Origin of the sequence: Caldicellulosiruptor obsidiansis OB47 (genome assembly GCF_000145215.1) — a bacterium.
In the GTDB taxonomy this organism is placed as follows: domain Bacteria; phylum Bacillota; class Thermoanaerobacteria; order Caldicellulosiruptorales; family Caldicellulosiruptoraceae; genus Caldicellulosiruptor; species Caldicellulosiruptor obsidiansis.
Genome location: NC_014392.1, coordinates 2,174,721 through 2,201,114, shown reverse-complemented (window position 1 = coordinate 2,201,114; position 26,394 = coordinate 2,174,721). Strand labels below are relative to the sequence as shown.

Here is a 26,394-nt window from a genome sequence, read left to right as displayed (position 1 = left end):
GCTCATTATTTCAGGCTGTCTTCCCAACAGGATGAACATTCCATCTTGTTGGGCAACACAGGTGGGCTTCAAACCTCACACCTGTGGGGCAAGCCAATTGCCCTACTACCAGGAGTCTTCCCCCTGTATACTTTCTGTAGATATTTATTGCACCCACTCCATCCCTGTGATATCTAAAACTGCAATTTCTGCATTCATAGTTCCTGTTTTCTGGCTTATTTCTACTTCCACATACAGGACATACCTGTGATGTGCTATTCTCTTTTATATACACAACATCTATCCTCACAAATCTTGCTTTCTCTTCTATCCTTCTTGCCACTTTCCTAAACATCCACTGATGAACTTTCTGATTCGATACTTTCCCATGCTTTGCTCCATTTCTTATCCCTTTCAAATCACCAAGCACAATTGTGCCTATCCCATTTTTAACACAATACCCTATCAAATGAGATGTGTATTTTTCCAACACATCTCTTATCTGGTTGTTTAGCTTCCTCAAAACTTCTCTCTTCGCATTTTCAAGCTTTCTAAATCTTTTTGAACCTTTCTTACACATAGAAAGTTTTTGCTGAAACTCTGCAAATTTTTTATTACGATATCTCAACTTTGCATTTAAAATCCCACCATTGTAGATTAAAACATTCTTTCCATCAAAACATACCATCGGATGTATTACCCCAACGTCTACTGCTAAAACACCTTTGCCTTTTTCAATTTCTCTTTCTTTAACTTCGACAACTACATGAAGATAGTATCTTTTCTTGCTGGTATGATAGATTAACTCTGCGTATTTAAGAGTAGCCTTTATTACAATGTCTCTTAAAACAATTGCTTGTTCTCCCTTCTTGTTGGAAAACATCAAAGCATTACCTTTCAAATGAATTGCACTTTCTTTGAACACTACTTTATTGTATTTCTTGTTTCTGTATGGCAATCTTATCCCAGACGTATCTTTTCCTTTTTTCTTTGCCTTTTTAATTTTTTGCAATGTTGCCTGATACGCTGTCCATGCCTGTTGGTATGCTGCCTGTTTGCTCTGACTGTGAAGTACAAAATCCTTCTGGTGTATCCACCATTCCATATACCTGTCGAATGTTTTCCGTGATATTTTTATCCCCTTTTTGTTCATTTTCTTTAGAAAACTTACTGCTTTAGAGTAGATTTTGCCTGACTCAATTGAAAGTTCTATTGCCAAACTCTGATACTTTTCTGGAACAGGTAGAATATATGTCTTATCCATTTTTTTCTGCCTTCTTCCACTGATTTTCTATATATTTTTTGATTGTTTCAGAAGAAACATTGCCCGCAGTTGCCACAAAATATGCTCTTGTCCACACTGAACCCTTCTGTTTATACTGAGGAAATTTTTGTCCTATCTTCCTCCCAGTAGCACCTTTTATTACATTAATTAGTTCACTTGGAGAATATCTTGGAAGTGCTGAAATAAACAAATGAATATGGTCAGGCATTATTTCAAGTGCTAAAATATCAAACTTGTATGCCTTGGACAGTTCTTGTACCGTTTCTTCGACCGTCTTTTTCACCTCAAGGTCTTTTAAAAAGTCCTTGCGATATTTTGGTATCCATACAAAGTGGTAGTTGATTAAGAATTTGGCATGTCTGGTTGACCTGTAGGTATTCATTATAATCTACTCTGCTATTTTTAAAGATTTAATTCAATTATACCGTATTTGGTTTTCAGTTTCAATCTTTGCATTCATCCCCGCCCTAAAAGGCCGAGGCTTTCTGCAAAGATTCTTGTAAAAAAGCAAGGGGAATTTTTTTAAAAAATATATTGACATATGCCAAAAACCGAGTATAATTATAATTAGCATATGCCAATAAAATATTTCTGGGGGTGAAGGTTATGCCGTTGGGATATGGCTGCGGTTTTGGCAGAGGTGCAAAGGGCTTTGGTCAAGGATTTGGAAGAGGTTTTAGCGGTAGTTTTGGCAGAGGCTCTGGAATTTGCAAGTGGATGTATTTGGCAGGCTCAAAAGATTTACCTTTTGCAAAAGAAGCTTTAGAGTATGAAAAGCAGGTTTTAGAACAAAGGTTAAAACTGATTGACAAGCTTCTTTCAGACGAACAAAAACAAGAGTAAAATCTGAAATTACTTTGAAGGGGGGCTTTCAAAAGGCAAATTTTCATGCCCCCCGAATAATTTTAAAAGTTTTGAAAGGAGGTTACTTATTTCTTTGCAATGTTTTTGATACTTCTTTTGATAGCCCAAATTAAGAAATTTCTTAGCTCAAAGTTCTATCTTTCTTGGTGGGCATATTCTTTTCCACTTGCAGCCTTTTCTATAGCAACTTTTGTGATGCTAACTAAGACACACTTGAGTGTTTTCAAATATATTTTTGGTGTTTCTTTGATAGTTTTAAGTTTTGTAGTTATTATATTAGCAAGTGCAACAATTGCGAATATTTTAAAGAAAAATATTTGTATTGAAGAAGAGTAAGGTTAATTATGGTGAGAGTGTATGTCAAATTATAAAAAAAGAAACTTAAAGAATAATCAGATATGTGAAATGATAATAGATTATTTAAAAAGAAATAACAATATTGTAAGTAAACAAGGTCTTGTTCAGAGTCTAATAAGCTGGGCAAGTTTGAGCACTATTTATAGAGGTATAAATAGATTAGAACAAAAAGGATTGATAATATCGTGTGATGTAGCCAATGATAAATATATAGCCTATGTTAGTGATGAATCGAATAAGAGTTTAAATTTAACCTTCTTTGTATGTGACGTTTGTAAGAAAAAATTTTGGCTAAAGTTGAGCGATAGTGCGCTTGAAAAGATTAGTAGAAAGATAAAGAAATTTTATCATTTTGATTCAAAATTTATATTGTACGAATTTCACGGTGTTTGTAGAAATTGTTTGTTTGAATTAAAATCAAATTCAATGAATTTAAAAAAGGAGGAAATAAACAATGAAGATAGCAGTTATGCTAATGGGTGACAAGATAAGTCCTCACTTTGGTGGCAGTGAAAAAGTTTGCATATATACAATTGAAAACGGTGCAATTATAACAAAAGAGTATTTTGAAATGCCAGAGCACAGAGCTGGGCTTTTTGCAAAGTTTATAAAAGAAAAAGGTGCAGATGTTGTAATTGCAGGTTCAATGGGTGAGAGAGCAAGATATATATTTGATACTCTTGGTATAAAATATTTTATTGGTGTCTTAGGCAATCCAGATGAAGCAGTTGAAAAACTATTAAAAGGCGAACTAAGGTCAGATGAAACACTTGCAAACAAGATTCATGAACACGAAGAGGGGTTGCATCATCATTTACATCAGCATTCTCACAAGCACCATCATAATTTGTAACCGGTATAAAAATTGACATTATAGATTATTTTTGGACAAAGGAAAATTGATGATATAGGCTTCTTAGTTTATGGTATAATTAAAATGTGTCCAAAAGAAGGGAGCAAAATTTTAAAAAAGGCTTTAGAAAATAGCCCAGAACATGATAATGATAAGAGGTTATATAGTGGTTAAAAATATAAAATATTGCGGATTTTATTAAAAAAGACTAGAAGGAAAACCATAACAATTAAGAGGGGCAGGGTTAAAATCCTGCCTTTTTGTTCATAATAATTTTTGGGTAAAGGAGGCATTTGATTTGCCACGACCAGTAAGATGCAGAAGAGTAGAGTTTTTGCCAAGGTTTAATTATTTTTTCCCTAAAGAAGGTTGTAATGATGAAGTGATTTTAAAAGTTGAAGAACTTGAGGCAATAAGACTTAAAGACTTAGAAGGTCTCATGCAGGAAGAATGTGCACAAAAGATGCAAGTTTCCCGTCAGACATTTCAGCTCATACTAGAAGAGGCGAGAAAAAAGATTGCAGATGCCCTTATAAACGGCAAAGCTATCAGAATTGAAGGTGGAAACTACGTTGTTGGCAGTTGCAAGGTAGTCTGTAGAGAATGTGGATATATGTTTGATGCAGACCTTTCAGAGTGTCCTGTTTGCCATTCAAAAAATGTTGGGTGTGCAAAAGGTATGGGGAAAGGACACTGTTTCCGTCACAGACACGGGAAATTAGAGTCTTGAAATGTTGTTTAGTATACTTAAATAGGGTATTAAAAAAGAAAGAAGTTTTTGCAAAAATTCATACTTGACTTATAGAAATAGTAGATTATAATCAAAGGTAGATTAACAAATACCAAGAAGGAAGAAAGTTTGAGAATGAAGAAAAAAGTTTTAAGTGTAACAGGTATGACATGTACTTCATGTGCAAAAGCGATTGAAAAAAGTGTTAGTAAAGTAGAAGGTGTAGCTAATGTGTCGGTTAACTTTGCCACTGAAAAGCTTATTGTTGAGTTTGATGAAAGCAAAGCCAGCATTGAAAAGATCAGAGAAGCAGTGAAAAGAGCCGGCTATGGTGTTTTGGACGATAGAGAAGAAACTATTAGAGAAGTAACTGTTCCTATTTCAGGTATGACGTGTGCTTCATGCGCAAGAGCAATCGAAAAATCAATTTCAAAGCTAAATGGAATAAAAGAGGTAAGCGTTAACCTTGCAAGTGAAAAAGCAAGAGTTGTGTATGATTCATCTCAGGTAAGACTGTCTGAAATAAAAAATGCGATAATAAAAGCCGGATATACGCCACTTGAGATTGAAAAGACATCCTATGAAGATTCGCATCAAGAGCGAAAACAAAAGGAGATAAATAGTCTTTTTAGAAGGTTTGTCATTGCAAGTGTATTTGCAGTTCCACTTTTATTGATTGCTATGGCACATGTGGTAGGACTCCCGTTGCCAGAGATAATTTCACCTGAAAAACATCCTTTGAATTTTGCGCTTGTACAGGCAATATTGGTAATTCCAATTGTCATTGTAGGGTATAAGTTCTATACTGTAGGTTTTAGTAGGCTTTTAAAGCTGCAACCCAACATGGACTCATTAATTGCAACAGGTACATCTGCTGCAATTTTATATAGTATTTTTGCTATATACCAGATTGCAATGGGTAACTACCAGTATGTAAAAGAGATGTATTTTGAGACTGCAGGTGTAATCATAACCCTTGTCTTGCTGGGTAAATACTTAGAAGCTTTTTCCAAGGGTAAAGCCTCAGAAGCTATAAAAAAATTAATGGGACTTGCACCAAAAACTGCAGTGGTTATTCAAGGTGATAATGAAGTAGTCATACCGATAGAAGAAGTTGAAACAGGTGATATAATTTTAGTAAAACCCGGTGAGAAGATCCCGGTTGATGGAGAAGTAATTGAAGGCAGAAGTTTTGTGGATGAATCAATGATAACTGGTGAAAGTATCCCTGTTGAAAAGACGCCTGGAAGCAAGGTTATAGGTGCTACAATAAACAAAAATGGTATGCTAAAAGTAAAAGCTACAAATGTTGGTAAGGACACGGTAATTGCACAGATTATCAAGCTGGTTGAAGATGCTCAAAGTTCAAAAGCACCAATCGCAAGGTTGGCAGATGTAATCTCAGGGTATTTTGTGCCAGTTGTTATTCTAATTGCTGTAATTTCGGCTCTTGTATGGTACTTTACTGGTAGTTCATTTATTTTTGCTTTGAGAATATTTATCACTGTTTTAGTTATCGCATGCCCGTGTGCTTTGGGGCTTGCAACACCCACTGCTATTATGGTCTCAACAGGGAAAGGTGCAGAACATGGAATTTTAATAAAGAGTGGTGGTGCATTAGAAACTTTGCACAAAATCACAATGGTTGTTTTCGACAAGACGGGGACAATCACGGAAGGTAAACCAAGAGTAACTGACATAATTCCTGCAAATGGCTGGAAAAGAGAAAGGCTGCTGCAAATAGCAGCATCGGCAGAAAGGCTCTCTGAACATCCTTTAGGTGAAGCGATAGTTTTTGCAGCAAAGGAAAACAATCTACAGCTTTTTGAAGCAAGTCAGTTTGAAGCAATTTCAGGGTATGGAATAGAAGCAGTGATAAATGGACAAAAAGTTCTTGTTGGAAACAAAAAACTTATGAAAGATAAAGGTATTGAAATAGATTCCTTACTTGATATAGAAAAGCTTTCACAGCAGGCAAAGACACCTATATTTGTAGCACAAAACGGGGAGTTTGCTGGGATCATAGCAGTATCGGATGTGATAAAGCCAAATGCTAAACGGGCAATTGAACTTTTGTATAGTATGGGTATCGAGGTTGCAATGATTACAGGAGATAATGAAAAAACAGCAAAAGCAATTGCAAAACAGGTTGGAATAGACAATATCTTGGCAGATGTATTACCACAGGACAAAGCAAATGAAATAAAAAAGCTGCAAAGAAAAGGTAAAAAAGTTGCTATGGTAGGTGATGGTATTAACGATGCACCAGCTTTGGCTCAAGCTGATGTGGGCATATCAATTGCGTCTGGAACGGATGTAGCAGCAGAAGCTGCTGATGTGGTTCTTATGAAAGATGACATATTGGACGTTGTAAATGCAATCCTTCTTAGTAAAAAGACAATACAGAACATCAAACAGAATCTATTCTGGGCATTTTTCTACAACATATTGGGTATTCCGATTGCGGCGGGATTTTTACACGTATTTGGTGGACCACTTTTGAATCCGATGATAGCAGCCTTTGCAATGGCACTTTCTTCAGTTTCTGTTGTTTCAAATGCTCTGAGACTGAAAAGATTCAAACCTGTAAAATAATTAAATATAAAAATTTCTAAGGAGAGAGGGATGACATTAAATGACCAAAAAAATTTATATTAAAGGCATGACTTGTGACCACTGCGTAAGAAGAGTGGAAAACAGCCTAAAAGCCATAGAAGGTGTAAGCTCTGTGAAGGTTGATCTGCAGGGCAAAGTTGCAACTGTTGAGCTAAGTAAAGATGTAAAGGACGACGAGTTTGTTCGAGCAATTGATGATGCAGGGTATGAGGTTACAAAGATAGAATAGAGGCTGGATATTGCCAGCCTCTATATTTTTTAAACTATTCTTTTTACATTTAAATTACAAAAAGTATCAAGTAAAATACAAGAAGCAATATTAGTCCCAGTGGCAGCCCCAGTTGTATCCATTCCTTGCTCTTTATTTGTAGTTTGTTTGCTGCAATTATGTTTGGAATGTTGCCCTGAATTAAAATACCACCACTTGCAAGAAGGCTCAGTAATATTGCTTTCACTTGACCAGTTGAAAGGCTTGGTGTTATCTCAGCCGCTGCAACTGTTGCATTGTCGAGAGCTGCTGAGATGATGTTTATCCAGAACAGAAGTTTATCCCCCAGTTTTACAACATATTTATCAATGAAAGGCTTAAAACCATTGCCCAGCAGTTCCAATGCGACTATGAACATAAAAATTTTGCCAGCACGTAGTATCACATCTTTCCTTGCCTCAAGGTCTAAAATAGCTTTTTCTTCAGCTTTCACAATAGCCTCTTCTTCTGTCAAAAGTTCATCATAAGTTGGCAGAATATACCCTCTTTTTCTTTCATGTAGCAAAATAAAGTAGCTTAAAAGTGATAAGATGATTATTGTGGGCACTATATAAATTCCAAGATTTTTAAGTATATATAAAAATTCAGCGTTCAAAGAACTTACCACAATTGTTGAAAGTGGCTCTCCAACGGGAGTTAATGCTGCACCAAAACCTATGGAAAAGCAGCCTATTATTGCTACCTTAACCTTTGTTTTGTGTTTCAGTGGCAGAAGGTGAATGATTTCCACAAGTATCAATGTTGCAACAATTGCTGTGATGATGCTTGAGATAAGCCCAAGGAATAAAACCACAAAGGTTACAAAGAGTTCTATCTTTATCTTGTTCAAAATGGAGTTTATTGCAGTTTTAAATTTGTTAACTGTGAGGTTAAACACAAACCCCATTACAAGAACAACTGCTGTAACCAGATAAAGAAGATAATTGCTAAATACATGTCCCAGAAGATGAAATGATAAAGTTTTAGAAACCACAGTTGCCAATAAACCCATTACAAGCAAAAATACCTCTAAATTGTGCTCAATCTTGCGAAAAATAAACGGTAATATGAAGACAAACAACAAGATTATTATCAGCAATATGTCAACCACAATAAATAGGTCCTCCTTTAAACAATTTTTAATAGTGTTCCATCAACAAATTCTATTTTTTGAAATACTTTATCATAATCTATGTTGAGAATCATGGTGGTTTCTCTCCTTTAATTCTTTATAAAATATCCTGTAAAAGTACTCATGATCTTGATACAAATCTAGAACTACTTCTTCAAAATCTGCTACTTTAATAGGGTCTTTTTTAATTATCTCTCTTCCTTCGCTGATGGCTTTAAACTGTAAAGTCAACGGAGCTTTATTGAGATTTATAATGTCCACCTTGTCTGTTTGAAGAATATCACAGATTTGTACTTCTAAATCGAGTTCATCAAAAAAGCTAATTTCTTTAGAAAATAAAATCGCAAGGTCGATATCGCTATTTTCTGTTTGATATTTTGTACCATATGAACCCACTATCCAAACGGCTACTATATCATCTCGCACTTTGAAAAAACTAATAAGTTCTGGAAGTTTATTATCTACATTTAGCATGGTCTCTTCCACTCCACATTAAGAATTTTATTTAATGATATCATGAAAAAATTATGCGTTGCAAGATATTGGTAGACTGATTTTAAATAATAAAAAATCTTCTACAAACCATTGAAACTACCATATTGGTTTATCTAGTTGTTTTTTAAGTTAAAAATGTGGTATAATATAAGCAAACAAAGATTAAGAAAAAATGTTAATAGTAGAAAGCTTTCTGCTATGAGGTGAAAATTATGGGAAAAATAGATATTAACTATGATTCAGAATCCCAGTATGTTTTACTTAGAATGCAAAGAGAGATATTTGAAGAAATAAAAAAGTTATTAGGTGATGATGTTATATTAACATATGATGAGGAAAAAAAGAAACCATCATTTTCAAAAAACCAGAGTCATTTACTGAGGCATTAATTGAGATTGGTTCAAAAATTTGGGGAGATATTAATGCTGAAGAGTATATAAATCAGGAGAGAAACTCATGGGAAAACTTCAGCAACTTTTAGATAAATGTAATTGCATTGCCATTGACACTAATTTGTTTATCTATTTAGTAGAGAAGAATCCTAACTATGCTGAGTTGGCAAAATATATATTTGAAAAAATTGAACATGGAGATATCCATGCAGTAACCTCTTCATTAGTGATTGCAGAATTGTTGGTAAAACCTTTTGAAATGGGTGATTTTACGCTTGCTAAAAAATATAAAGCATTAGTTAGTATTTTCCCCAACTTAACCTTAAGAGAAATCGATTATATGGTATTAGAAAAAAGTGCAGAAATACGAGCAAGATATAAGATCAGAACACCAGATGCAATATTTATTGCTACCGCAATATTGGAAAGAGCAGATGTTTTTATTACAAACGATATAAAATTAAAAAATGTTAAAGAAATCGAAGTTATTATTTTAAATGAGTTGATATGAACTAAAAAAAATTAAATGCTATTGCACTCCTTTTAAAAAGCTGAATTCCCAGGACAAAAAACTGGGATACGGGGGACCCAACCTTTTTGGGGTGAATCAGAAGCAAATGCTTCTGTAGGGCTAACCCTTTCTGCCCGAACCCGTCAGCTAACCTCGGAAGCTTTGAAAGGGGAGGCAAAAGGAGTTTTTTTATGCCCTTTTTCAAAAGGGAAGATATTCCTTTGCCTTTGATTTCAAAGCAGCCAAATTCCGGGGTTATGGAGTTTGGCTGCTTTTATTTTTGGCAAATATTTCGAAAGGAGGTTTTATAGATATGGAAAAGTTAAATGTTATCAACACCAACGAAAGGTTTGAAAAGTTAAAAGAAGCTATTAAAGACTACTTAGAAGTCAGAGACACAATCAAAACTGGCATCGAGGATGAGGAAAGGATTGAATATCAAAAGAGAAAGATTCTTTCCTACTTTAGAGCAAGTGAAAAAGATTGGGGAAATTATAAGTGGCAGCTGAAAAATATGATTACCTCAGCCAAAATACTAAAAGAACTTTTAAATCTTGATGAAAAAGAAGCGCAGCAAATTGAAGAGGTAGCCAAGGTTTACCGTTTTGCAATCTCACCTTATTATTTATCGCTAATTGACCCAGATGACCCAAGCTGTCCAATAAAAAAGCAATCAGTCCCAAGCAGTTTAGAGCTAATAGAAAAAGGAGAGCTTGACCCAATGGACGAAGAGCACACCTCTCCAACAAAGATAGTTACTCAGCGATACCCAGACAGGCTTATAATAAAGGTGACAAATATATGTGGGATGTTTTGTAGATTTTGCCAGCGAAGAAGGCTCATTGGCGAGACTGACACACATGCATCCTTAGACGATATTACAGATGCAATAGAGTATGTGGCAAAAAACCCTCACATTCGAGATGTTCTAATTACAGGTGGCGATGCCTTGTTGCTTTCTGATGAGATTTTGGAGTGGATTTTAAGATCACTCAGGCAAATACCTCATGTTGAAATAATCAGAATTGGAACAAGGGCACCTGTAACGTTGCCACAGAGGATTACAAAAGAGCTTGTTGATATGCTAAAGAAGTATCATCCTATTTATATAAACACCCACTTTAACCATCCGCGTGAGATAACAAAAGAATCGAAAAAAGCCTGTGAGATGCTCTCAGACGCTGGAGTGCCGCTTGGCAATCAAATGGTTTTGTTAAATGGAGTCAACAACGACAAGTACATTGTTCGAAAACTTAACCAAGAACTTTTGAAAATTAGGGTAAAACCATATTATATCTTTCATCCAAAAAGAGTAAAAGGAACATCGCATTTCTGGGTGGCAATTGAAGAAGGTATAGAAATAATCGAAAGTTTGCGCGGAAGAACATCAGGGATGGCAGTTCCCACGTATATAGTAAATGCCCCAAAAGGCAAAGGGAAAACACCAATTTTGCCCAATTATTTGCTTTATGTTGGGAAAGACAAAGTAGTTTTGAGAAACTGGGAAGGTGAGGTTTTTGAAATTGAAAATTAAGAGCAGAAAAGTGAGAAGACTATTAACATTTAAAGCCTGTGTTTCATATTATGATTTATATATAACCATAGTTTGAGAGGTAATGTAGTATGTCAGTGCATGGTGATAATCCAAGAGAGAATGCGGTAAATGAAGTACTGACCTCTGTTGCAAAAGAAGAGATAGCAATTGCAAACCTTATAGATGCAGAAGCTGAGAAGATTAAAAAAATTGTTGATTCACATCAACTTTCCAAACCTGATGATTTCGAGAAAATTATTGCTTTACAAAAATCAGTTGCTGAAATACTCGAAAGACTTATCCAGAAACAACAAATACTTGTCAAAAAACTTGAATTAATTAAGGATTTTGACACAGATAAGAAAAGTGAAAAGTTTAGAGGAAAATCAAATATTGTTTCTTCAAATGACTGTTCAGACTAGAAACAATAAAATTTTCAGTATTCAGATGGCAGATGCCATCTTTTTTTATATTCCCATTGCTGTCTTTAAAATTTTATCATAATCCATCTCCCTTTTAGAAAACTCCCCGGCTGTTTTGCCTTTGTGAAGTACCAAAATCCTGTCGCACATACCAATCAGCTCTGAAAAGTCAGAAGAGATGAAAATAATAGCACAGCCAATTCTTGCAAGCTCATTTATGATGTTATAAACCTCACCGTCGCGCAGGATTGTTACCCTGTCTGCGATAGATAGAGCTTCTTCAACCATGTTTGTCACAAATATTATTACAATTCCTTTTTCTTTTAGCTCTTTTATTATTTTAAAAAGATTTTCTATCTCATATGTTGTGAGCCCTGCCGTTGGCTCATCAAATATCAAAACCTTTGCATTTTGAACAAGTGCTCTACAAATTTCAATTATCTGAAGCTGAGAAAGCCCAAGGTTTTTACAGAGTGTTTCAGGGTTTATATAAACTCCCATTTTACTTAAGATTTCTGATGCCTGTTTTATCATAGTTTTATAGCTTACAAAACCAAGTTTATTTTTCGGTTTATTGTCAATAAAGATGTTTTCAGCAACAGAAAGGTGAGGGAAATATAAAAGCTCCTGATGTACAGTAAATATTCCAAGAGATTTTGAAAGTATTGGATTGAGATTTGCATGAAAAGCTCCACTGATAGCGAACTTTTAAGGTTAAATGGAATTACAAAAATTTTTCCATGCACTGTGGCACTTTCTGATGTTTCATTTTCAGTAAACAAGGCAGAGATACATGCAATAGTTGGTGAAAACGGAGCTGGTAAGTCAACTTTGATAAACATTATTTCAGGAAGCCTTCTTCCAGACAAAGGCGAGATATACCTTGAGGGTAAAAAGGTCAAAATAAGGTCTCCGAGAGATGCTCAAAATCTTGGAATTAGCATAGTTCACCAGGAGCTTGCGCTCTGCCCTCATCTTACTGTTGCTGAGAATATATACATAGGAAGACTTTCTGAAAAATCTTCGTGATGGCAGATACATCTCAACACTAAATACAGAAAAGACAAATCCTGACCAGGTTGTAAGCCTGATGGTGGGAAGGGAAATCAAAGAGATGTATCCACCAAAGGCAGTCAGAATTGGCAAAGAAATTTTCAGGATTGAAAACATCAGCTCCGACAAGGTTCAAAATGTATCATTTGCACTGCTGGGGGGAATAGACCTTGGGGCAAGTGAGTCAAATGTTTTTTAAAGAGCCTCTTTGCTGTTTTGTGCAAGGAGGCTCTGGTTGTTTTGTAATATAAAGAAGACAAAAGTTATTTTTTAGCAGGGAAACCTGATATAGTTAGAAGTTTTAGCAAGTCTATTGAAATGTATAAAAATTTTTGTTAAAATATACTTATACGTTTTGTTCCGAAGGGTCTACGAAATTATGCACAGAACTTAAAAGTTAATATAGAGGCGATGGAGTTCGCCTTAAAATGCCACGGGGAATACCCTTGTTGGCTGATAACTCCTGTCCGTATAAAGTGCGGGCAGGAGTTTTTTGCTTTTTTAAAAGAGTTTGAACTTTTTCAAAGATAGGGGGGATGTACTTTGGATATTGTGTATTTTGAGATGATAGAAAATATGAAAGAGGACAGGTGTATAATTTGCCATCTAAAAAATAAGGCAATGAACAAATTCTTTGATGATTTTCTTTATGAGTCTGTAAACGACTATAGTCTGCGTGACAGAATCAGAAAAGGAGGAATATGCTCATCTCATGCAAGAAAATTAGAGTCGTTTGGAGATGTGCTTGCTCATGCTATTATATATTCAGATTTGCTAAATAGTTTCAAAAACAATCATAGAGTAGATATTTTACCTCGTAAAAAGAAAAATCAAGAACAAAATATTTGCGTATTTTGCGAAAAAGAACAGAATTTTGAAGACACTTATACAAGAGCATTTTCTCACTACTTTAAAACTCAACCTAAGTTTAAAGTAGCATTTGCAGAAAAAGGATTTATATGTCAAAGACATCTTGATCAGGTTTTAGAAAAAATGACTTCGTCTTCAACAAAAAATGAACTTCTATCTATTGTTAAAAGAAAAATTGATGAGATAATAACTCATCTTGAGAAAATAAAGGAAAAGAATGATTACCGAAACATTCATGAAAACTACACTTCTGAAGAAGTAAAGTCATGGCACATGGCAGTCAGGTTTGTTGCAGGTTCTGAAGATTAGTCAATTTCAACCACTTTTCAAATAACTACAGGGGGGATTTTGATGTGGCTGGAGTTTTCGAAGTGGATGGCAATAGCTCTGTTTGCAGGATTTTTAGCTTACTTTTCTGGTATTTCCATATCACTTGTAGAGATAGTTGTTGGGTTTCTTGCAGGGAATCTGCTGCACCTTAACACAAATCAGTGGATTGATTTTTTAGCTGGTATGGGAAGCATCATATTGACATTTTTATCAGGAGCAGAGATTGATTATGATGTTTTAAAAAACAAGTTCAAAGAGAGCATGTTGATAGGAATCTTTGCATTTTTGATGCCTTTTTTGTTTGCATGGGGAGCGGCATTTTGGATTTTCCACTGGGATATGAGAGCAGCTCAGATTGCAGGAATTGCACTTTCAACCACATCTGTTGCAGTTGTGTATGCTGTGATGATAGAGACAGGTCTCAACACAACAGAGCTTGGCAAGGTTATTCTGGCAGCATGTTTTATAAATGACCTCGGAACAGTTTTAATGCTTGGATTTTTATTTGCTAATTACAACTGGTGGATACTGGTGTTTATAATTGTTATGATAATAGCCACAATTGTAGCAAACAAGTACACAGAACCTTTCTTTAACAAGTTTGGAAATAGAACATATCAACTTGAATTAAAATATCTATTTTTACTAATACTGCTTTGCGGAGGAATAGCAAATCTTTCTAATATGGAAGCAGTACTGCCTGCTTACATCTTGGGACTTGCAATGTCACCATTTTTCGCAAAACAAAAAGATCTTCTCTACAGGCTCAGAGCCATGGTATTTGGACTTTTTACTCCTTTTTACTTTCTAAAAGCTGGTAGCAAGGTAACATTTGGTGTTATCAATTATATCTGGATAGTTTTGGCTTTTCTGATTGTCAAGATGATTGCAAAATATATAGGTGTAAGGCCATTTACAGTAATGTTCAAGTACAGAAAGAAAGAAGGGATTTATACAACCCTTTTGATGTCAACAGGTTTAACTTTTGGTACAATTTCAGCGCTATTTGGTTTGAACAAGGGGATAATAACTCAAAGTCAGTATTCTATTTTAGTGTCTGCTGTAATATTGAGTGCGGTTGTGCCAACAATGATAGCTCAAAAGTTTTTCAATCCTCAGAATAATGAAGAAGTAAATGATAAGGGGGTTTAGAACAATGTATAAAAAGATTGTTGTTGCGTATGATGGGTCTGAACATTCTAAAAAAGGCTTTGAGGTAGCGCTTGAGCTTGCAAAGATGTTCGAATCAAGTATACACATTGTTTCTGTTGCGCATATACCTGATTTTGTGGAGACAAAAGATGAACTGAACGGTATACTAAATGATGCACGTCAGTATTATGAAAAAATACAGCAGCAGGCAATAGAGAGGGCAAAAAGTGAAGGAATTGAAATAAACTGTACAATTGTTCCAGGACATCCTGCAAATGGTGTTGTAAGCTTTGCAGAGAGTATCAAGGCAGACCTTATCATTGTTGGGCAGAGAGGGAGAAGCGGTGTTGCAAGGTATATTGTTGGAAATGTTGCTGAAAACATTGTAAGACACGCACATTGTTCTGTGATGGTGATAAAATGAGGTGATTTAGGATGAGGACTATAGAATATAATGTTGTGCAAGATATGATTAGAAACTTTACTGAGCAAGTCCAAGAGATTTCAAATGAAATTGATTCAGAATCTATTAAGAAGTTAGCAGGAAATATTAAGGAAAAGATTGAAAAGGATGCACTTTATCTGGTTGTATTGGGTCAGTTTAAAAGGGGAAAATCGACGCTTATAAATTACATGCTTGGTGCAAATTTACTACCGACCGGGGTTCTTCCCTTGACCTCAGTAATAACAAAGATTTATTACAGTCCTGAGGTTAAAGTGAATGTAATTTTTGAAAGTGGTGTAAAAAAAGAAATTCCAGTCGATGAGCTTGATCTATATTGCACAGAAAAAGGGAATCCTAAGAATCAAAAAGGTGTGGATACAATTGAGATAGGATATCCGTTTGATTTTTTGAATAAAGATGTTGTGATTGTTGATACACCGGGAATTGGTTCTGTGTATCAGCACAATACAGATGTGACATACAAATTTATTGACAGGTCAGATGCAGTTGTGTTTGTACTATCTGTTGACCCACCAATTACTGAAATTGAAAAACAGTTTCTACTTAAGATTGCTGAAAATGTACACAAAATATTCTTTGTAATTAACAAATCTGATTTGACGAGCAAAAATGAAATAGAAGAGATAGTGAATTTTACAACTAATGTAATCAAGGATATTACAAAGAAAGAAAATATAAATATCTTTCCTCTTTCAGCAAAGATGGCACTTGAAGGCAAGATATCTAAAAATGAAGAAATAATTAGAAAAAGTTACATAAAGAGTTTTGAGGAAGAATTAAAACAATTTTTAAAGGAAGAGAAGGAAAAAGTAAAAATCTTGAGCAACCTAAAAAGTTTAGATGTTTTTTTGGGAGTTTGCAAAGCGTTTTTAGAAAATGATTTGAAACTCAAGCTTATGCCAATAAAACAACTTGAAGAAAATATAGAAAAATTTAGTGAGTTTTTGGATAAGGTAAATCAAAACAAGATTGAAATTTATAAGCTATTTAAAATTGAGATGAATGATATTTTACAAAGTTTTGATGACGAGATGGAGAAAATAAAGAAGGAACTTGTAGTTAAGATAACTAAAAAGATAGATGATTATTATCCATCAATTGCAAGACTTAAAAAAATTGAGCAAAAAGAGCAGCTTGAGAAATATCTTGAGAAGGCTATTGTAGAAGAGTTTGAGCTGTTGAAAAGTGATCTTGAAAAACAAATCGAAAATAAGTATTCAGCCCTTTTGTCGAGGTATTGTGAGAAAATAAATGAGGTAATAAATAGTATCAAGGAAAGGGCAAGACAGCTCTTTTCTATTGATATAGAATACTATGAAGGTTTGCAAAGGCTTGTGGCACAAAGTAAATTTACTTACAAAATAGGCTACGAAGTTGGGGCATTGGAGATTGATCCTGTATACTTTACTTATCTTTTGCCCAAAAAACTTGCTCAAAGGATTATTTTAAAGAGAGTGCTTGACAGGGTTGAAATTGATGTTGATAGGAATATCGGTAGAATCAGGTATGATTTTCTAAGAAGAATGGAAGAAAGTTTTGATGCTTTTAAGATTGATATGGAGGAAAAAATATCCCAGGTTTGTGGCATTATAACCGAGCTTTTGAGAAATTCTAAAGAAGATTTTAATAAGAGCCAAAGTGAGCTGGAAAAGAAGATGCAATCCAATCAAAAGGTGTTGGAGAAAATTACAAAATTAAAGGAAAAAATCTCTCAAATTATTTTCGATTTAACAATATAAAACATTAACTAAATTGAGGTGTTTATTATGGTTAGAATTTCTTTTGAGATTAGTGAAGAAAGCTTAGAAGAGATTAAAGAGTTGATAAAAGATTTTGAAAAAGATTCGTACACCGAAGAGGATGCTTATCGTGCTATTTTTGAAATGGGGATAAAGGCATATCAATTACAACAAAGTAATTCTGAAGAAGATGATTTAAGAAGGCAACTTCTTATGCTTTCTTCACAGTATTCAGTTATTAAATTTAAAAATTTTCAATTAGAAAAAGAAAATAAGTTACTTGAAATGAGTTTAAATGGCTGTGAAGCAGAAAATAGATTCCTAAAAAAACTTTTGGGTTTTAAGGAATGAAGAAAGATGAGATATGTGTGTCCTGAATGCTTTAATTGAACATATTTAGATTCTTTTTTAATAGGCATATGTGCCCCTGCTGATAGATGGGGTAGCAAAAGAACAAATGAGAAGTTAATATTGTTATACGCTGACAAGGTTATATTTTTTGAGAGGGTAAAAAATAAAGTGGAAGCTGTTTTGTATCCTATTCAAAATATAAGTTATATTGAAAATGGTTCTATATTATTATATTCATGGATAAAAATAGGCGGGGTTGTAAATGGTGAAACAAAATCATTTGTTGTTGAGTACAATACTGTTGTTGATGATATGTTTAAAGCTGTAATTGATAAACTCAGAACATCCCTCTTCTAATATTCATCTCTTTTATTTTTAGATTGACTACAAATTTTTCAAAGTTTATACTTTTAAAAAGAGAATATGTTTTTATCTTTAAGAATAAGTCACTTGTTAAGATAGAGAATAATTTATAAAATTCCAGAAGAAAGGACTGAAAGAAGTGGAAGTCAGAACAAGATTTGCACCAAGTCCAACAGGGCATCTTCACATAGGAGGTGCAAGAACAGCACTTTTCAACTACCTTTTTGCCAAAAGATATGGTGGAAAGTTTATATTAAGGATAGAAGATACAGATCTAGAAAGATCATCTATTGAGTCTGAAAAGGTTATCATCGAAAGCTTGAGATGGCTTGGGATTGAGTGGGACGAAGGAGTTGAGGTAGGAGGACCTCATGGACCTTATAGATCAACAGAAAGAGTGGACATTTACAAAAAATATGTTGACGTCTTATTTGAAAAAGGATATGCATATCATTGCTACTGCAGTGAAGAAGAACTTGAGGCTCAGCGTCAGCAGCTTCTGAGTCAGGGACAGATGCCAAGATATCTTGGCAAGTGCAGGAATTTAACAGAAGAGCAAAAAAGAAGATTTGAGCAGGAGGGGAGAAAACCAACCGTCAGGTTTAAAGTGCCAGAAGGTGTTAAGATAATTGTTCATGACCTTGTGCGTGGAGATGTAGAGTTTATGTCAGATGATATAGGCGACTTTGTAATTGTCAAGTCTGATGGAATTCCAACATACAACTTTGCAGTTGTAATAGACGACCATTTGATGAAGATTTCGCATGTTATAAGAGGTGAGGAGCATCTTTCAAACACTCCGCGCCAGATTCTAATTTACAATGCTCTTGACTTCAATCTTCCGCAGTTTGCTCATGTGTCTTTGATTTTAGGGAAAGACAGAACAAAGATGTCAAAGCGCCATGGTTCTACTTGGGTTGAACAGTACAAAGAACAAGGGTATTTAAAAGAAGGGCTTATAAACTTTTTGGCATTGCTTGGCTGGTCACCACCAGAGGATAAAGAAATATTTGATATGGATTATCTGATTAAGAATTTTTCACTGGACAGGGTTTCCAAAAACCCTGCAATATTTGACATTGATAAGCTAAACTATATAAACTCCCAGCACATTAAGCTAAAATCACTGGATGAACTTACTCAAATGTGCATTCCATATCTTATTGAAGCAGGGTATGTTACTCAAAAAGATGCAGAAGAAAAGTTTGAATGGCTAAAGAAAATAGTAAAATCTGTGTATGAGGGACTGGATTATCTATCTCAGATTAAAGATAAGGTAGATATCTTCTTTAATAATGAAGTCAAAATAGAAGAAGATGAAGCCAAAGAGGTATTAAAATGGGAGCATGTAAAGCATTTGATAAGTGTATTCGAAGATAAGATAAAAAATGTGGAAAATCTCAATTCAGATAGTATAAAAATGCTTTTCAAAGAGATTCAAAAAGAGACAGGTTACAAGGGCAAAAACTTATTTATGCCGATAAGAGTTGTGTTGACCGGCAAAACTCACGGACCTGAGCTTGTGGAGATAATAGAGATTGTAGGGAAAGAAAACATACTAAAACGATTGGAATTCTTCAAAACGTGGTATAATTAAATTAAGAATTCTTATGGATTTGCAAAGGAGTTTTTGAGAGTATGTTTAGATTTTTCAGAATGATCAAAGAAGAGATGGATGTTATCATGGAAAAGGACCCGGCTTGCAAGAGCAGGCTGGAAACTCTTTTGTATCCAAGCCTGTGGGCTATTATATACCACAGAATAGCTCACTGGTTTTACAACCGCAGGATGTACTTCATTGCAAGGTGGATTTCCCAGCGTGCAAGGCACAAAACTGGTATTGAGATACATCCCGGTGCCAAGATTGGTCGAAGGGTATTTATAGACCATGGCATGGGTGTTGTGATTGGTGAAACAGCTGAGATTGGCGACGATGTTCTGATTTATCAGGGCGTGACATTGGGCGGCACAGGAAAAGAAAAAGGCAAGCGCCATCCAACAATTGGAAACAACGTCTTAATTGGTGCTGGTGCAAAGGTTTTAGGACCATTCAAAGTAGGAGATAATACCAAAATTGGTGCAAATGCAGTTGTTCTTCGCGAGGTTGAAGAGAACTCAACTGTGGTTGGTGTGCCAGGAAGAGTTGTCAGAAAAGAGAAAAAGGAAAAGCCAACTGTTGAAGAACAGCTTGACCAGATAAGATTTCCCGACCCGCTTGCAATGCAGATTTGCAGCCTTGAAGCCAAGATAGAAGCTTTGGAGAAAAAACTTGCCGAGTATGAAAGGAGATTAAAAGAGTATGAAACTTTACAACACTCTCAGCCAGACCAAGGAAGAGTTTGAACCTCTTGAGAAAAACAAAGTAAAGATGTATGTGTGCGGTCCGACTGTATATGATTTTATTCATATCGGCAATGCAAGACCTTTGATTGTATTTGATACTTTGAGACGATATTTTGAATACAAAGGATATGAGGTAATATACATCCAAAACTTCACTGATATTGAAGACAAGATGATAAACAGAGCAAACAAAGAGGGGATAACCGTATTTGAACTTGCTGAAAGGTTTATAAAAGAATACTACAAAGACGCAGACAGGCTCAATGTAAAAAGAGCAACCAAAAATCCAAGAGCAACAGAAGAAATCCCTGATATGATAGTCTTGATACAAAAGTTGATTGACAAAGGCTATGCATATGTGGTTGATGGTGACGTGTATTTTAGAACAAGAAAGTTTGCCGAATATGGTAAACTTTCTCACAAGAATATTGAAGAACTGGTGGCTGGTGCGCGGGTTGATCTGAGCGAAAAGAAAGAAGATCCGCTTGATTTTGCTTTGTGGAAGGCTAAAAAAGAAGGTGAGCCGGCGTGGTTCTCACCATGGGGTGAGGGAAGACCTGGCTGGCATATAGAGTGTTCTGTTATGGCAATGAAATACCTTGGCGAGACCATTGACATTCATGCAGGTGGACAGGATTTAATCTTTCCTCACCATGAAAATGAGATTGCACAAAGTGAAGCAGCGACAGGAAAACCTTTTGCACGTTTTTGGATTCACAATGGGTATGTTAATATAAACAATGAAAAAATGTCAAAGTCGTTGGGAAACTTCTTTACTGTGAGAGAAATCATTGAAAAGTACCATCCAGAAGCTCTGAGGCTTTTCATGCTTCAGGCGCACTATAGAAAGCCTCTGAACTTTTCTCTTGATTTGATTGAACAGGCAGAGGTGGCACTCAAAAGAATTTATACCTGCTACGAAAATCTTGAGTTTTTGATTCAAAATGAAACTTCTTCATCTGAAAATAATGATAAGCTAAAAACTGTGATTGAACAGCTTAAAGCAAAATTTATAGAGGCAATGGAAGATGATTTGAATACTGCCGAGGCAACAGGGTATTTGTTCGAAATGGTAAGGGAAATCAATACACATGCTAACTTTTGTTCAAAAGAAACTTTGACTTTTGCTAAAGATGTATTAAAAGAACTTTGCAGTATACTGGGAATTTTAGAGCAATATAGCTCAAAAGAAGAGTATGTGCCACAGGAGATTTTAGATATGGTTGAGAAAAGAAATCAGGCACGAAAGTTAAAGAACTTTGCCGAAGCCGACAGAATAAGAGATGAGCTCAAGAGCTTGGGATATATTGTTCTTGACACCCCTCAGGGGACAAAGATTGAGAGAATAAAATAAAACCGGGCAAAAGCCCGGTTTTTTTATAAATCTTTCAAAATTCCTGTGTATATTATTTTAGATGATTTTCCAAAAAAGATAATATAATATATCTCCTTTTTTGAAGTGATGTAACTAAAAAAATTACATGGACTTTCACACATACGCAAATATTTGTCTATCAAGACTTTATCTGTTATCTTTTTTCCAGTTTTTATTTTCGCTAAATTTGGGTTACCCACCAAGGTATTTCTCAGTTTATCTGGATTGTTTGACTTTCCTATGAGAGCATAACTTATCTCATCTGGCATAATACGAGCAAATCTAATATATCCTTTTTTAGCCAGCCATTTTTCTAACTTTGTAAAGCTTTTTTCAAATGGTATCACAATTTTTGAAAATGGAATTTTGCCATGGTAAATGGGTGTTTTCAAGTCAATTTCGATGTCACCCCACTGGTCTTTTGTATTGTTTATCATATCCTCAAATTTCTTATTGTATATCTCTTCTTTTAAAACCTCTAATAGTTCAGGTATATCAGAGGATTTAACAAGAGTTTTTAAAGAATTATCTTGTATTGAAGAATAGTTACTGTATTTACTCAATAATACTGATTGAACATTTATAGGCGATACCTTAAAAATTTCGTAAAGGTTATATTTAAAAGTATGATTTTCATAAAGAGGTTTTAAATAATGAGAAAATTTTTGAATATCAACAGAATATTCTCTTTGTATCTTTTTCCCGTTTTTCAAGTTATAGCTTATATAAAGAGTAGTTTTGTATGGAGAATTTGAATCTTTTTCCTTTACAATTTCCTGTTTTTGTTTAATAATCTGCTTATGAATGTTTATAACCATTTTTACTATTTTGGGGTCTTCAAAAGTACTTATATCTTCAGAGTGATTTCCTATAAAAAAGTATTCTTTAAAAACCACACTTTTTATTTCCTTTTCCTGCGGAACGTACTTTTCAAATCCGAACAGGTCCAGTTTTATCATCCCTATTGCTAAGAACAAAAATATTACAAAATAGCTATATCTCAAAAGAGATTTATTGAAAACATTGACTTTTTTGTTCAGAATCATTTCAGCAATTAAAAAGCATACAAAAGAAATGATCAAATATCCTGATATTGCCAACCAGAAAGATTTTCCTTGTCCAATGTAAGGCAAATAAAGTCCTACTAAAAGTGCGCCGCACAGAGCAGCTCCATATCTGAAGATGTGTTTGAAAAACTCAAATACTATGGATTGCCCGGCATTTTCAATTTTACGAAAATTGTATAATATGCTACCGAGGACAATCAAAAAAATGGCAATACTAAAGAAGCCGGTATATTCAACAGGCTTTAGTGGAGAAGAAGGTGATACAGGTGTAAACATTATTAAAAGAGGATTTATTTTTTCAACGACAGCGCTATTTGGTGAGGGATAATAGCCAAATAACCAGTTTTTGAGATTTAAAATGGAGGTATAATATAAAAATGATGGCAGCATAAGTACAACAAAGCTCAAGAAAATTTGGACAAAGGGTGTGCCTGTGATAATTGCACAGCAAGTTGCAATTGAAAAAAACAAACTTGCGACGGCAGTTGTATTTAAGCCCCAGAAGAATATCTCTTTTAACTGTATTTCAAATTTGTCTAACAGATTTAACTTTAATATTAATAAAATTACTGTATTAAGTATAATAGGTAGCAAAAGTAATAAAAAAGAAGCTAAGATGTTGGAGATGTAAAGTGTTATTCGCTTTGGAGGAAGACTATGAAGCTGATCTGCGGCATCTTTTGAATGAAGATAATTAAATACAAATGCACTAAGAGCAAAACAAATAAGTAAACTCACAAAAATACAGTATCCCTGATTTCTTGTTACAGTGTACTTAGAAACTATATAACTGTCGGGGTATTTTGAAATTAAAGGCAAATCGAATAGAATAATAGAAAATGGAATTACTGATAAAGCTAAAAAGTATATAACTCCTACAAACCAAAATCTTTTAAGAGTAACAAAAAGTAATTTTTTATTAATCCATGATTTGGGTAAGCTCATCTTTCAACCCTCCCATTTCGTAAATAAATATTTCCTCGAGCGAAAGGGGTAAAATATCAAGTAACACCGGCTCAAAATCTTTTAATGTATCTAAAATTTCTTCTCTGTTGCCTTTCACAATGATTACCTCAATATTACTTTTTTTAGAGTAAGAGATTACCTTGAATCTATTCAAACTTTCAGGTAGAAAATTCTTTTTGAACACAGCTTGAATTTTGCAAGTATCTAATTTTAACTCTTCTATATTGCTGCAAAGCAAAATTTTCCCTTCATGAAGAATTGCAATAGTATCGCAGAAATCTTCAAGTTCTCTTAAATTGTGAGATGATATAATTACTGATGCACTTCTATCTGCAACATCTTCTATTAAAAGCTTTTTTACACTCTGCCTTATAACAGGATCAAGACCATCAAAAGGTTCATCCAGTACAAGCAATTCTGGACGTGAAGAGAGAGCAAAAAGGATTGCACATTGTTTTTGCATACCTTTTGAGAATTTTGAGATTCTTTTTTTCAGTGGAAGATTAAAAATCTTCAGAAGATTTTCAAAGTGGCGGCTGTCCCAGGTATTATAAATTCCTTTATAGAAATTTGCCATATTGTAAATTGAAAAGTTTCTAAAAAAGTAGGGATTGTCTGGTACAAAAAATATTTTTGACTTTACTTGCGGATTTTCAAAAACAGGTTCACCATTACAAAAAACAGAACCGCTATCTGCTTTGTATACCCCTGTCAGAATTTTTAACAAGGTAGTTTTACCAGCACCATTTCTTCCAACAATACCAAAAATAGAACCTCTTTGAATTTTTATAGTTACTCCCTTTAATGCCTCAGTCTCGTCAAACCTTTTACAAACATTTTCTACCTTTATCAAGATTTATCGCCTCCTGATAGCTTCTTTTCAATTTCTTCAATAATTTTGATAAGTTCGTTCTTTGAGATACCAATAAAAAGTGCCTCAAAAACAATTTTTTTGAACTGAGATTTTATCTTTTCTTCTTTTTCAGCTTTTATCTTTGATTTTACAGGTGCGACAAAGTTTCCTTTGCCAGGAATTGAGTAAATATAACCTTCTCTTTCGAGCTCTTGATATGCTTTTTGGATTGTATTTGGATTGATTGTGAGTTCTTTCGAAAGAGACCTCACCGATGGAAGTTGTTCATTTTCTTTCAAAACCTCCTTTAAGATTAGTTCTTTTATCCTTTCCACAAGCTGTTTGTAGATGGGTACTCTGCTCTTCCAGTCAATTTCAAACATTTACTTCACCACTTTTCTGTATTAACTGTACTATCAGTATTAATACAGTTATATTATAAATGATTTTTTGAAATGTGTAAAGCTTTTTGTAGAAACTTTTTGAAAGTATTGTAGCTTGAAGGGCAGTTTGATAAAATTAGAAGAAAAAGAATATTTCAAAGTCAGACAAGATTCGAAGATCACCATTTAAAACTTAGGTAAGAGGAGTCAAATGAAAATGTTAAGATATCTCTATATAGCTTTTAGTTCAATTTCAATATACCTGTTTATCATCTTTGCCATCAGGCTGTTTGGCAAAAAAGATGTTTCGCAACTCTCAATTAGCGATTTAGTTTTTGTCCTGCTTCTTAGCAATTCTGTGCAAAATGCCATGGTGGGAGCAGATTCGAGTCTGGCAGGCGGGCTTGTTGCTGCAACCTCATTGTTTGTTGTAAACTATATTATAAAGCTCATTGTGTACAGGTTTCCAAAGATAGAACGTTTGATTGAGGGAGAGCCTCTATTATTGGTGTATAAAGGAAAAATCAATGAAAAAAATTTAGCTAAAGCAAAGATTACAAAAGATGAGCTGCTTGAGACAGTGAGAGAGCACGGTGTTGCTTCACTTGACGATGTTGAGCTTGCTGTTTTTGAGATGGATGGCAATATCAGCATTATCTCTGAAAGAGCTGAAAGTGAGTATGTTAAAAAGAAAATACCAGTGAGAATAAAAAGGAGAGAATAAGATATTTTACCTATTCTCTCCATGGCTGTTTTTCAAAAGGAATATAGTTTTTTTCATCAACGTTAAGTAAATATACATATGTCCACGCTCTGAGAACTTCAACTCCATTTAAAATGACTTCAACCACTTGCCGCTTGTAAAGCTTACCTTCATCTTCAAAGTTGTCTATTTCCTTTATTGTTTTTTCATCAACCTCATATACTTCTCCTGCCACTTTTGCATCTTTTTTTGGTACAATTGCCGGATACCAGCTAACTTTGTAAAGTCCATAGCCTTCTAAAACTGCTTTTCCAACAAGTTTGCAGCCATTTAAAAGATGATTGTGACTGTTATGAGAAAGAAGGCTGCCATAAACAAAAAGATACATAATTTGTCACCTCACAGCACATTTAAAAAGTAAATTTTTTCTTTTACTTTGGTTGTCCATCTTCACTGATATCACAAACTTCATCATTGCAAAGGCAATATTTTAGTTTATATCCAAAATAATCATGCTTATCAGCCCAGTCGCACATCATATCCAAAATTGGCAAGACTTCTTTTCCTTTTTCAGTTAGGCTGTACTCTACTTTCACAGGAACTTCAGGATATACTTTTCGCTGGACAAGACCATGCTCTTCGAGTTCGCGAAGCTGTTTTGTTAAAATTCTGTGAGTGATATCTGGAATTAAGTGTTGCAGCTGAGCAAATCTGAGAGTACCATATTCGCCCAAATACCAAAGGATAAGAGGTTTCCATTTTCCACCTATTACCTCGAATGCTACTTCTATTTCGCATGTTGCTTCTTTGACCTTTTGTCTTTGAGCCATAACGCAAAACACCTTCCTTTAGTATCATCTATGATACTTTATATCCAAAAAGTGCACTCTTGTAACCGATGACAAAAATATTATACTAAACTTAAAGAAATTTTACTTTATAAAGTTTTAAATTGTATTCTGG

33 protein-coding genes and 2 riboswitches are annotated in these 26,394 nt (G+C 34.5%); of the genes, 23 read left to right on the top strand and 10 right to left on the bottom strand.

The genetic code is table 11. The features are described 5' to 3' along the window. Positions 1-10: 10 nt before the first annotated feature. Both COB47_RS10295 and tnpA read right to left on the bottom strand, forming a co-directional pair. A complete protein-coding gene (locus tag COB47_RS10295) occupies positions 11-1,243 on the bottom strand; it encodes an RNA-guided endonuclease InsQ/TnpB family protein (protein ID WP_013291306.1) in 1,233 nt (410 codons plus the stop codon). After that, positions 1,236-1,646: an IS200/IS605 family transposase gene (tnpA, locus tag COB47_RS10290; protein WP_013291305.1), complete on the bottom strand. Its 411-nt coding sequence runs from the start codon at positions 1,644-1,646 to the stop codon at positions 1,236-1,238. Before tnpA ends, COB47_RS10295 begins: the two co-directional genes overlap by 8 nt. A 224-nt stretch (positions 1,647-1,870) precedes the next feature. Here tnpA and COB47_RS10285 point away from each other — a divergent pair, with 224 nt between their 5' ends. From COB47_RS10285 to COB47_RS10255, 7 genes are all read left to right on the top strand, one after another. Then, positions 1,871-2,107 carry a DUF5320 family protein gene (locus tag COB47_RS10285; protein WP_013291304.1) on the top strand — a complete coding sequence of 79 codons (237 nt, stop codon included), beginning with the start codon at positions 1,871-1,873 and terminating at the stop codon, positions 2,105-2,107. Positions 2,108-2,206: 99 nt separating this feature from the next. Beyond that, positions 2,207-2,464, top strand: a complete 258-nt coding sequence (locus tag COB47_RS13000; RefSeq protein WP_041742547.1) for an SLAC1 family transporter — start codon at positions 2,207-2,209, stop codon at positions 2,462-2,464. A gap of 21 nt (positions 2,465-2,485) precedes the next feature. Beyond that, the gene (locus COB47_RS10275; protein WP_013291303.1) at positions 2,486-2,968 is read left to right on the top strand and encodes a hypothetical protein; all 483 of its coding nucleotides are present in this window, start codon (positions 2,486-2,488) and stop codon (positions 2,966-2,968) included. Then, entirely contained in the window at positions 2,940-3,338 is a 399-nt protein-coding gene (locus tag COB47_RS10270) for a NifB/NifX family molybdenum-iron cluster-binding protein (RefSeq protein ID WP_013291302.1), read from the top strand. The genes COB47_RS10275 and COB47_RS10270 overlap by 29 nt, the downstream gene beginning before the upstream one ends. A 298-nt stretch (positions 3,339-3,636) precedes the next feature. Then, positions 3,637-4,068, top strand: coding sequence for a DUF134 domain-containing protein (locus tag COB47_RS10265; RefSeq protein WP_013291301.1), 432 nt, complete (start codon positions 3,637-3,639; stop codon positions 4,066-4,068). 135 nt (positions 4,069-4,203) lie between these two features. Then, a complete protein-coding gene (locus tag COB47_RS10260) occupies positions 4,204-6,663 on the top strand; it encodes a heavy metal translocating P-type ATPase (RefSeq protein WP_013291300.1) in 2,460 nt (819 codons plus the stop codon). Between the two features lie 40 nt (positions 6,664-6,703). Further along, entirely contained in the window at positions 6,704-6,913 is a 210-nt protein-coding gene (locus tag COB47_RS10255) for a heavy-metal-associated domain-containing protein (protein ID WP_013291299.1), read from the top strand. Positions 6,914-6,962: 49 nt separating this feature from the next. On the opposite strand, the gene COB47_RS10250 is transcribed toward COB47_RS10255, so the two are convergent. After that, on the bottom strand, positions 6,963-8,042 hold the full coding sequence (locus tag COB47_RS10250) for a DUF1646 family protein (protein ID WP_013291298.1): 1,080 nt from the start codon (positions 8,040-8,042) through the stop codon (positions 6,963-6,965). A 72-nt stretch (positions 8,043-8,114) separates the two neighbouring features. Beyond that, complete coding sequence (gene mntA / locus COB47_RS10245; RefSeq protein ID WP_013291297.1) at positions 8,115-8,537, bottom strand: type VII toxin-antitoxin system MntA family adenylyltransferase antitoxin; 423 nt, start codon at positions 8,535-8,537, stop codon at positions 8,115-8,117. Between the two features lie 233 nt (positions 8,538-8,770). Between mntA and COB47_RS10240 the strand changes: the two genes are divergently transcribed. The 4 genes from COB47_RS10240 to COB47_RS10220 all read left to right on the top strand — a co-directional run bounded on the left by COB47_RS10240 (position 8,771) and on the right by COB47_RS10220 (position 11,417). Further along, positions 8,771-8,947 (top strand): hypothetical protein, encoded by a 177-nt coding sequence (locus COB47_RS10240; protein ID WP_013291296.1) that lies wholly within the window; start codon positions 8,771-8,773, stop codon positions 8,945-8,947. A 67-nt stretch (positions 8,948-9,014) separates the two neighbouring features. Beyond that, positions 9,015-9,461 carry a type II toxin-antitoxin system VapC family toxin gene (locus COB47_RS10235; RefSeq protein WP_013291295.1) on the top strand — a complete coding sequence of 149 codons (447 nt, stop codon included), beginning with the start codon at positions 9,015-9,017 and terminating at the stop codon, positions 9,459-9,461. Positions 9,462-9,489: 28 nt separating this feature from the next. Then, positions 9,490-9,638: riboswitch (cyclic di-AMP (ydaO/yuaA leader) on the top strand. 136 nt (positions 9,639-9,774) lie between these two features. Beyond that, entirely contained in the window at positions 9,775-10,995 is a 1,221-nt protein-coding gene (gene eam, locus COB47_RS10225) for a glutamate 2,3-aminomutase (protein ID WP_013291294.1), read from the top strand. Between the two features lie 89 nt (positions 10,996-11,084). Then, positions 11,085-11,417 carry a hypothetical protein gene (locus COB47_RS10220; RefSeq protein WP_013291293.1) on the top strand — a complete coding sequence of 111 codons (333 nt, stop codon included), beginning with the start codon at positions 11,085-11,087 and terminating at the stop codon, positions 11,415-11,417. Positions 11,418-11,462: 45 nt separating this feature from the next. On the opposite strand, the gene COB47_RS10215 is transcribed toward COB47_RS10220, so the two are convergent. Continuing rightward, on the bottom strand, positions 11,463-12,062 hold the full coding sequence (locus COB47_RS10215) for an ATP-binding cassette domain-containing protein (protein ID WP_272941052.1): 600 nt from the start codon (positions 12,060-12,062) through the stop codon (positions 11,463-11,465). A 36-nt stretch (positions 12,063-12,098) separates the two neighbouring features. On the opposite strand from COB47_RS10215, the gene COB47_RS12025 reads away from it, so the two are divergent. The 11 genes from COB47_RS12025 (at position 12,099) to cysS (ending at position 21,438) form a co-directional block, all read left to right on the top strand. Continuing rightward, positions 12,099-12,446 (top strand): ATP-binding cassette domain-containing protein, encoded by a 348-nt coding sequence (locus COB47_RS12025; protein ID WP_049770054.1) that lies wholly within the window; start codon positions 12,099-12,101, stop codon positions 12,444-12,446. A 61-nt stretch (positions 12,447-12,507) separates the two neighbouring features. Beyond that, a complete protein-coding gene (locus tag COB47_RS12675) occupies positions 12,508-12,669 on the top strand; it encodes a hypothetical protein (RefSeq protein WP_013291292.1) in 162 nt (53 codons plus the stop codon). A 199-nt stretch (positions 12,670-12,868) separates the two neighbouring features. Beyond that, a riboswitch (Fluoride riboswitch) is annotated at positions 12,869-12,943 on the top strand. Positions 12,944-13,022: 79 nt separating this feature from the next. Continuing rightward, on the top strand, positions 13,023-13,649 hold the full coding sequence (locus tag COB47_RS10205) for a DUF6062 family protein (RefSeq protein WP_237699034.1): 627 nt from the start codon (positions 13,023-13,025) through the stop codon (positions 13,647-13,649). 42 nt (positions 13,650-13,691) lie between these two features. Continuing rightward, entirely contained in the window at positions 13,692-14,822 is a 1,131-nt protein-coding gene (locus COB47_RS10200) for a cation:proton antiporter (protein WP_013291290.1), read from the top strand. 4 nt (positions 14,823-14,826) lie between these two features. Continuing rightward, on the top strand, positions 14,827-15,246 hold the full coding sequence (locus COB47_RS10195; RefSeq protein WP_013291289.1) for a universal stress protein: 420 nt from the start codon (positions 14,827-14,829) through the stop codon (positions 15,244-15,246). A gap of 11 nt (positions 15,247-15,257) precedes the next feature. Continuing rightward, positions 15,258-17,027 (top strand): dynamin family protein, encoded by a 1,770-nt coding sequence (locus COB47_RS10190; RefSeq protein WP_013291288.1) that lies wholly within the window; start codon positions 15,258-15,260, stop codon positions 17,025-17,027. Between the two features lie 27 nt (positions 17,028-17,054). Next, the gene (locus tag COB47_RS10185) at positions 17,055-17,378 is read left to right on the top strand and encodes a hypothetical protein (protein WP_013291287.1); all 324 of its coding nucleotides are present in this window, start codon (positions 17,055-17,057) and stop codon (positions 17,376-17,378) included. A gap of 168 nt (positions 17,379-17,546) precedes the next feature. Beyond that, positions 17,547-17,735 (top strand): hypothetical protein, encoded by a 189-nt coding sequence (locus COB47_RS10180; protein ID WP_148217800.1) that lies wholly within the window; start codon positions 17,547-17,549, stop codon positions 17,733-17,735. A 145-nt stretch (positions 17,736-17,880) separates the two neighbouring features. Then, complete coding sequence (gltX, locus tag COB47_RS10175; protein WP_013291285.1) at positions 17,881-19,338, top strand: glutamate--tRNA ligase; 1,458 nt, start codon at positions 17,881-17,883, stop codon at positions 19,336-19,338. 41 nt (positions 19,339-19,379) lie between these two features. Further along, positions 19,380-20,084, top strand: coding sequence for a serine O-acetyltransferase EpsC (epsC, locus tag COB47_RS10170; RefSeq protein WP_013291284.1), 705 nt, complete (start codon positions 19,380-19,382; stop codon positions 20,082-20,084). Beyond that, entirely contained in the window at positions 20,041-21,438 is a 1,398-nt protein-coding gene (gene cysS, locus COB47_RS10165) for a cysteine--tRNA ligase (protein WP_013291283.1), read from the top strand. The genes epsC and cysS overlap by 44 nt, the downstream gene beginning before the upstream one ends. 23 nt (positions 21,439-21,461) lie before the next feature. On the opposite strand, the gene COB47_RS10160 is transcribed toward cysS, so the two are convergent. From COB47_RS10160 to COB47_RS10150, 3 genes are read right to left on the bottom strand one after another with little or no spacing between them, the layout of a single operon-like run. Continuing rightward, positions 21,462-23,471, bottom strand: a complete 2,010-nt coding sequence (locus COB47_RS10160) for a DUF6449 domain-containing protein (protein WP_013291282.1) — start codon at positions 23,469-23,471, stop codon at positions 21,462-21,464. Then, positions 23,446-24,345 (bottom strand): ABC transporter ATP-binding protein, encoded by a 900-nt coding sequence (locus COB47_RS10155; RefSeq protein WP_013291281.1) that lies wholly within the window; start codon positions 24,343-24,345, stop codon positions 23,446-23,448. Before COB47_RS10155 ends, COB47_RS10160 begins: the two co-directional genes overlap by 26 nt. Then, positions 24,342-24,728, bottom strand: a complete 387-nt coding sequence (locus tag COB47_RS10150) for a GntR family transcriptional regulator (RefSeq protein ID WP_013291280.1) — start codon at positions 24,726-24,728, stop codon at positions 24,342-24,344. Before COB47_RS10150 ends, COB47_RS10155 begins: the two co-directional genes overlap by 4 nt. Before the next feature lie 217 nt (positions 24,729-24,945). Between COB47_RS10150 and COB47_RS10145 the strand changes: the two genes are divergently transcribed. Further along, positions 24,946-25,452: a DUF421 domain-containing protein gene (locus COB47_RS10145; protein WP_013291279.1), complete on the top strand. Its 507-nt coding sequence runs from the start codon at positions 24,946-24,948 to the stop codon at positions 25,450-25,452. 10 nt (positions 25,453-25,462) lie between these two features. Here COB47_RS10145 and COB47_RS10140 read toward each other — a convergent pair whose 3' ends face one another. Together COB47_RS10140 and COB47_RS10135 are read right to left on the bottom strand one after the other, a co-directional pair. After that, entirely contained in the window at positions 25,463-25,819 is a 357-nt protein-coding gene (locus COB47_RS10140; RefSeq protein ID WP_013291278.1) for a gamma-glutamylcyclotransferase family protein, read from the bottom strand. Positions 25,820-25,862: 43 nt separating this feature from the next. Next, positions 25,863-26,261 (bottom strand): winged helix-turn-helix transcriptional regulator, encoded by a 399-nt coding sequence (locus COB47_RS10135; protein ID WP_013291277.1) that lies wholly within the window; start codon positions 26,259-26,261, stop codon positions 25,863-25,865. Between the last annotated feature and the right edge of the window lie 133 nt (positions 26,262-26,394).

Coding starts and splice junctions, on each gene's coding strand:
- cysS (WP_013291283.1), top strand. CDS start 20,041: ATGAAACTTTACAACACTCTCAGCCAGACCAAGGAAGAGTTTGAACCT.
- mntA (WP_013291297.1), bottom strand. CDS start 8,537: ATGCTAAATGTAGATAATAAACTTCCAGAACTTATTAGTTTTTTCAAA.
- COB47_RS10190 (WP_013291288.1), top strand. CDS start 15,258: ATGAGGACTATAGAATATAATGTTGTGCAAGATATGATTAGAAACTTT.
- COB47_RS10140 (WP_013291278.1), bottom strand. CDS start 25,819: ATGTATCTTTTTGTTTATGGCAGCCTTCTTTCTCATAACAGTCACAAT.
- COB47_RS12675 (WP_013291292.1), top strand. CDS start 12,508: ATGGTGGGAAGGGAAATCAAAGAGATGTATCCACCAAAGGCAGTCAGA.
- epsC (WP_013291284.1), top strand. CDS start 19,380: ATGTTTAGATTTTTCAGAATGATCAAAGAAGAGATGGATGTTATCATG.
- COB47_RS10150 (WP_013291280.1), bottom strand. CDS start 24,728: ATGTTTGAAATTGACTGGAAGAGCAGAGTACCCATCTACAAACAGCTT.
- COB47_RS10235 (WP_013291295.1), top strand. CDS start 9,015: ATGGGAAAACTTCAGCAACTTTTAGATAAATGTAATTGCATTGCCATT.
- COB47_RS10285 (WP_013291304.1), top strand. CDS start 1,871: ATGCCGTTGGGATATGGCTGCGGTTTTGGCAGAGGTGCAAAGGGCTTT.
- COB47_RS10145 (WP_013291279.1), top strand. CDS start 24,946: ATGTTAAGATATCTCTATATAGCTTTTAGTTCAATTTCAATATACCTG.
- COB47_RS10135 (WP_013291277.1), bottom strand. CDS start 26,261: ATGGCTCAAAGACAAAAGGTCAAAGAAGCAACATGCGAAATAGAAGTA.
- COB47_RS10185 (WP_013291287.1), top strand. CDS start 17,055: ATGGTTAGAATTTCTTTTGAGATTAGTGAAGAAAGCTTAGAAGAGATT.
- tnpA (WP_013291305.1), bottom strand. CDS start 1,646: ATGAATACCTACAGGTCAACCAGACATGCCAAATTCTTAATCAACTAC.
- COB47_RS10275 (WP_013291303.1), top strand. CDS start 2,486: ATGTCAAATTATAAAAAAAGAAACTTAAAGAATAATCAGATATGTGAA.
- COB47_RS10260 (WP_013291300.1), top strand. CDS start 4,204: ATGAAGAAAAAAGTTTTAAGTGTAACAGGTATGACATGTACTTCATGT.
- COB47_RS13000 (WP_041742547.1), top strand. CDS start 2,207: ATGTTTTTGATACTTCTTTTGATAGCCCAAATTAAGAAATTTCTTAGC.
- COB47_RS10240 (WP_013291296.1), top strand. CDS start 8,771: ATGGGAAAAATAGATATTAACTATGATTCAGAATCCCAGTATGTTTTA.
- COB47_RS12025 (WP_049770054.1), top strand. CDS start 12,099: ATGAAAAGCTCCACTGATAGCGAACTTTTAAGGTTAAATGGAATTACA.
- eam (WP_013291294.1), top strand. CDS start 9,775: ATGGAAAAGTTAAATGTTATCAACACCAACGAAAGGTTTGAAAAGTTA.
- COB47_RS10195 (WP_013291289.1), top strand. CDS start 14,827: ATGTATAAAAAGATTGTTGTTGCGTATGATGGGTCTGAACATTCTAAA.
- COB47_RS10255 (WP_013291299.1), top strand. CDS start 6,704: ATGACCAAAAAAATTTATATTAAAGGCATGACTTGTGACCACTGCGTA.
- COB47_RS10220 (WP_013291293.1), top strand. CDS start 11,085: ATGTCAGTGCATGGTGATAATCCAAGAGAGAATGCGGTAAATGAAGTA.
- COB47_RS10295 (WP_013291306.1), bottom strand. CDS start 1,243: ATGGATAAGACATATATTCTACCTGTTCCAGAAAAGTATCAGAGTTTG.
- COB47_RS10160 (WP_013291282.1), bottom strand. CDS start 23,471: ATGAGCTTACCCAAATCATGGATTAATAAAAAATTACTTTTTGTTACT.
- COB47_RS10270 (WP_013291302.1), top strand. CDS start 2,940: ATGAAGATAGCAGTTATGCTAATGGGTGACAAGATAAGTCCTCACTTT.
- COB47_RS10200 (WP_013291290.1), top strand. CDS start 13,692: ATGTGGCTGGAGTTTTCGAAGTGGATGGCAATAGCTCTGTTTGCAGGA.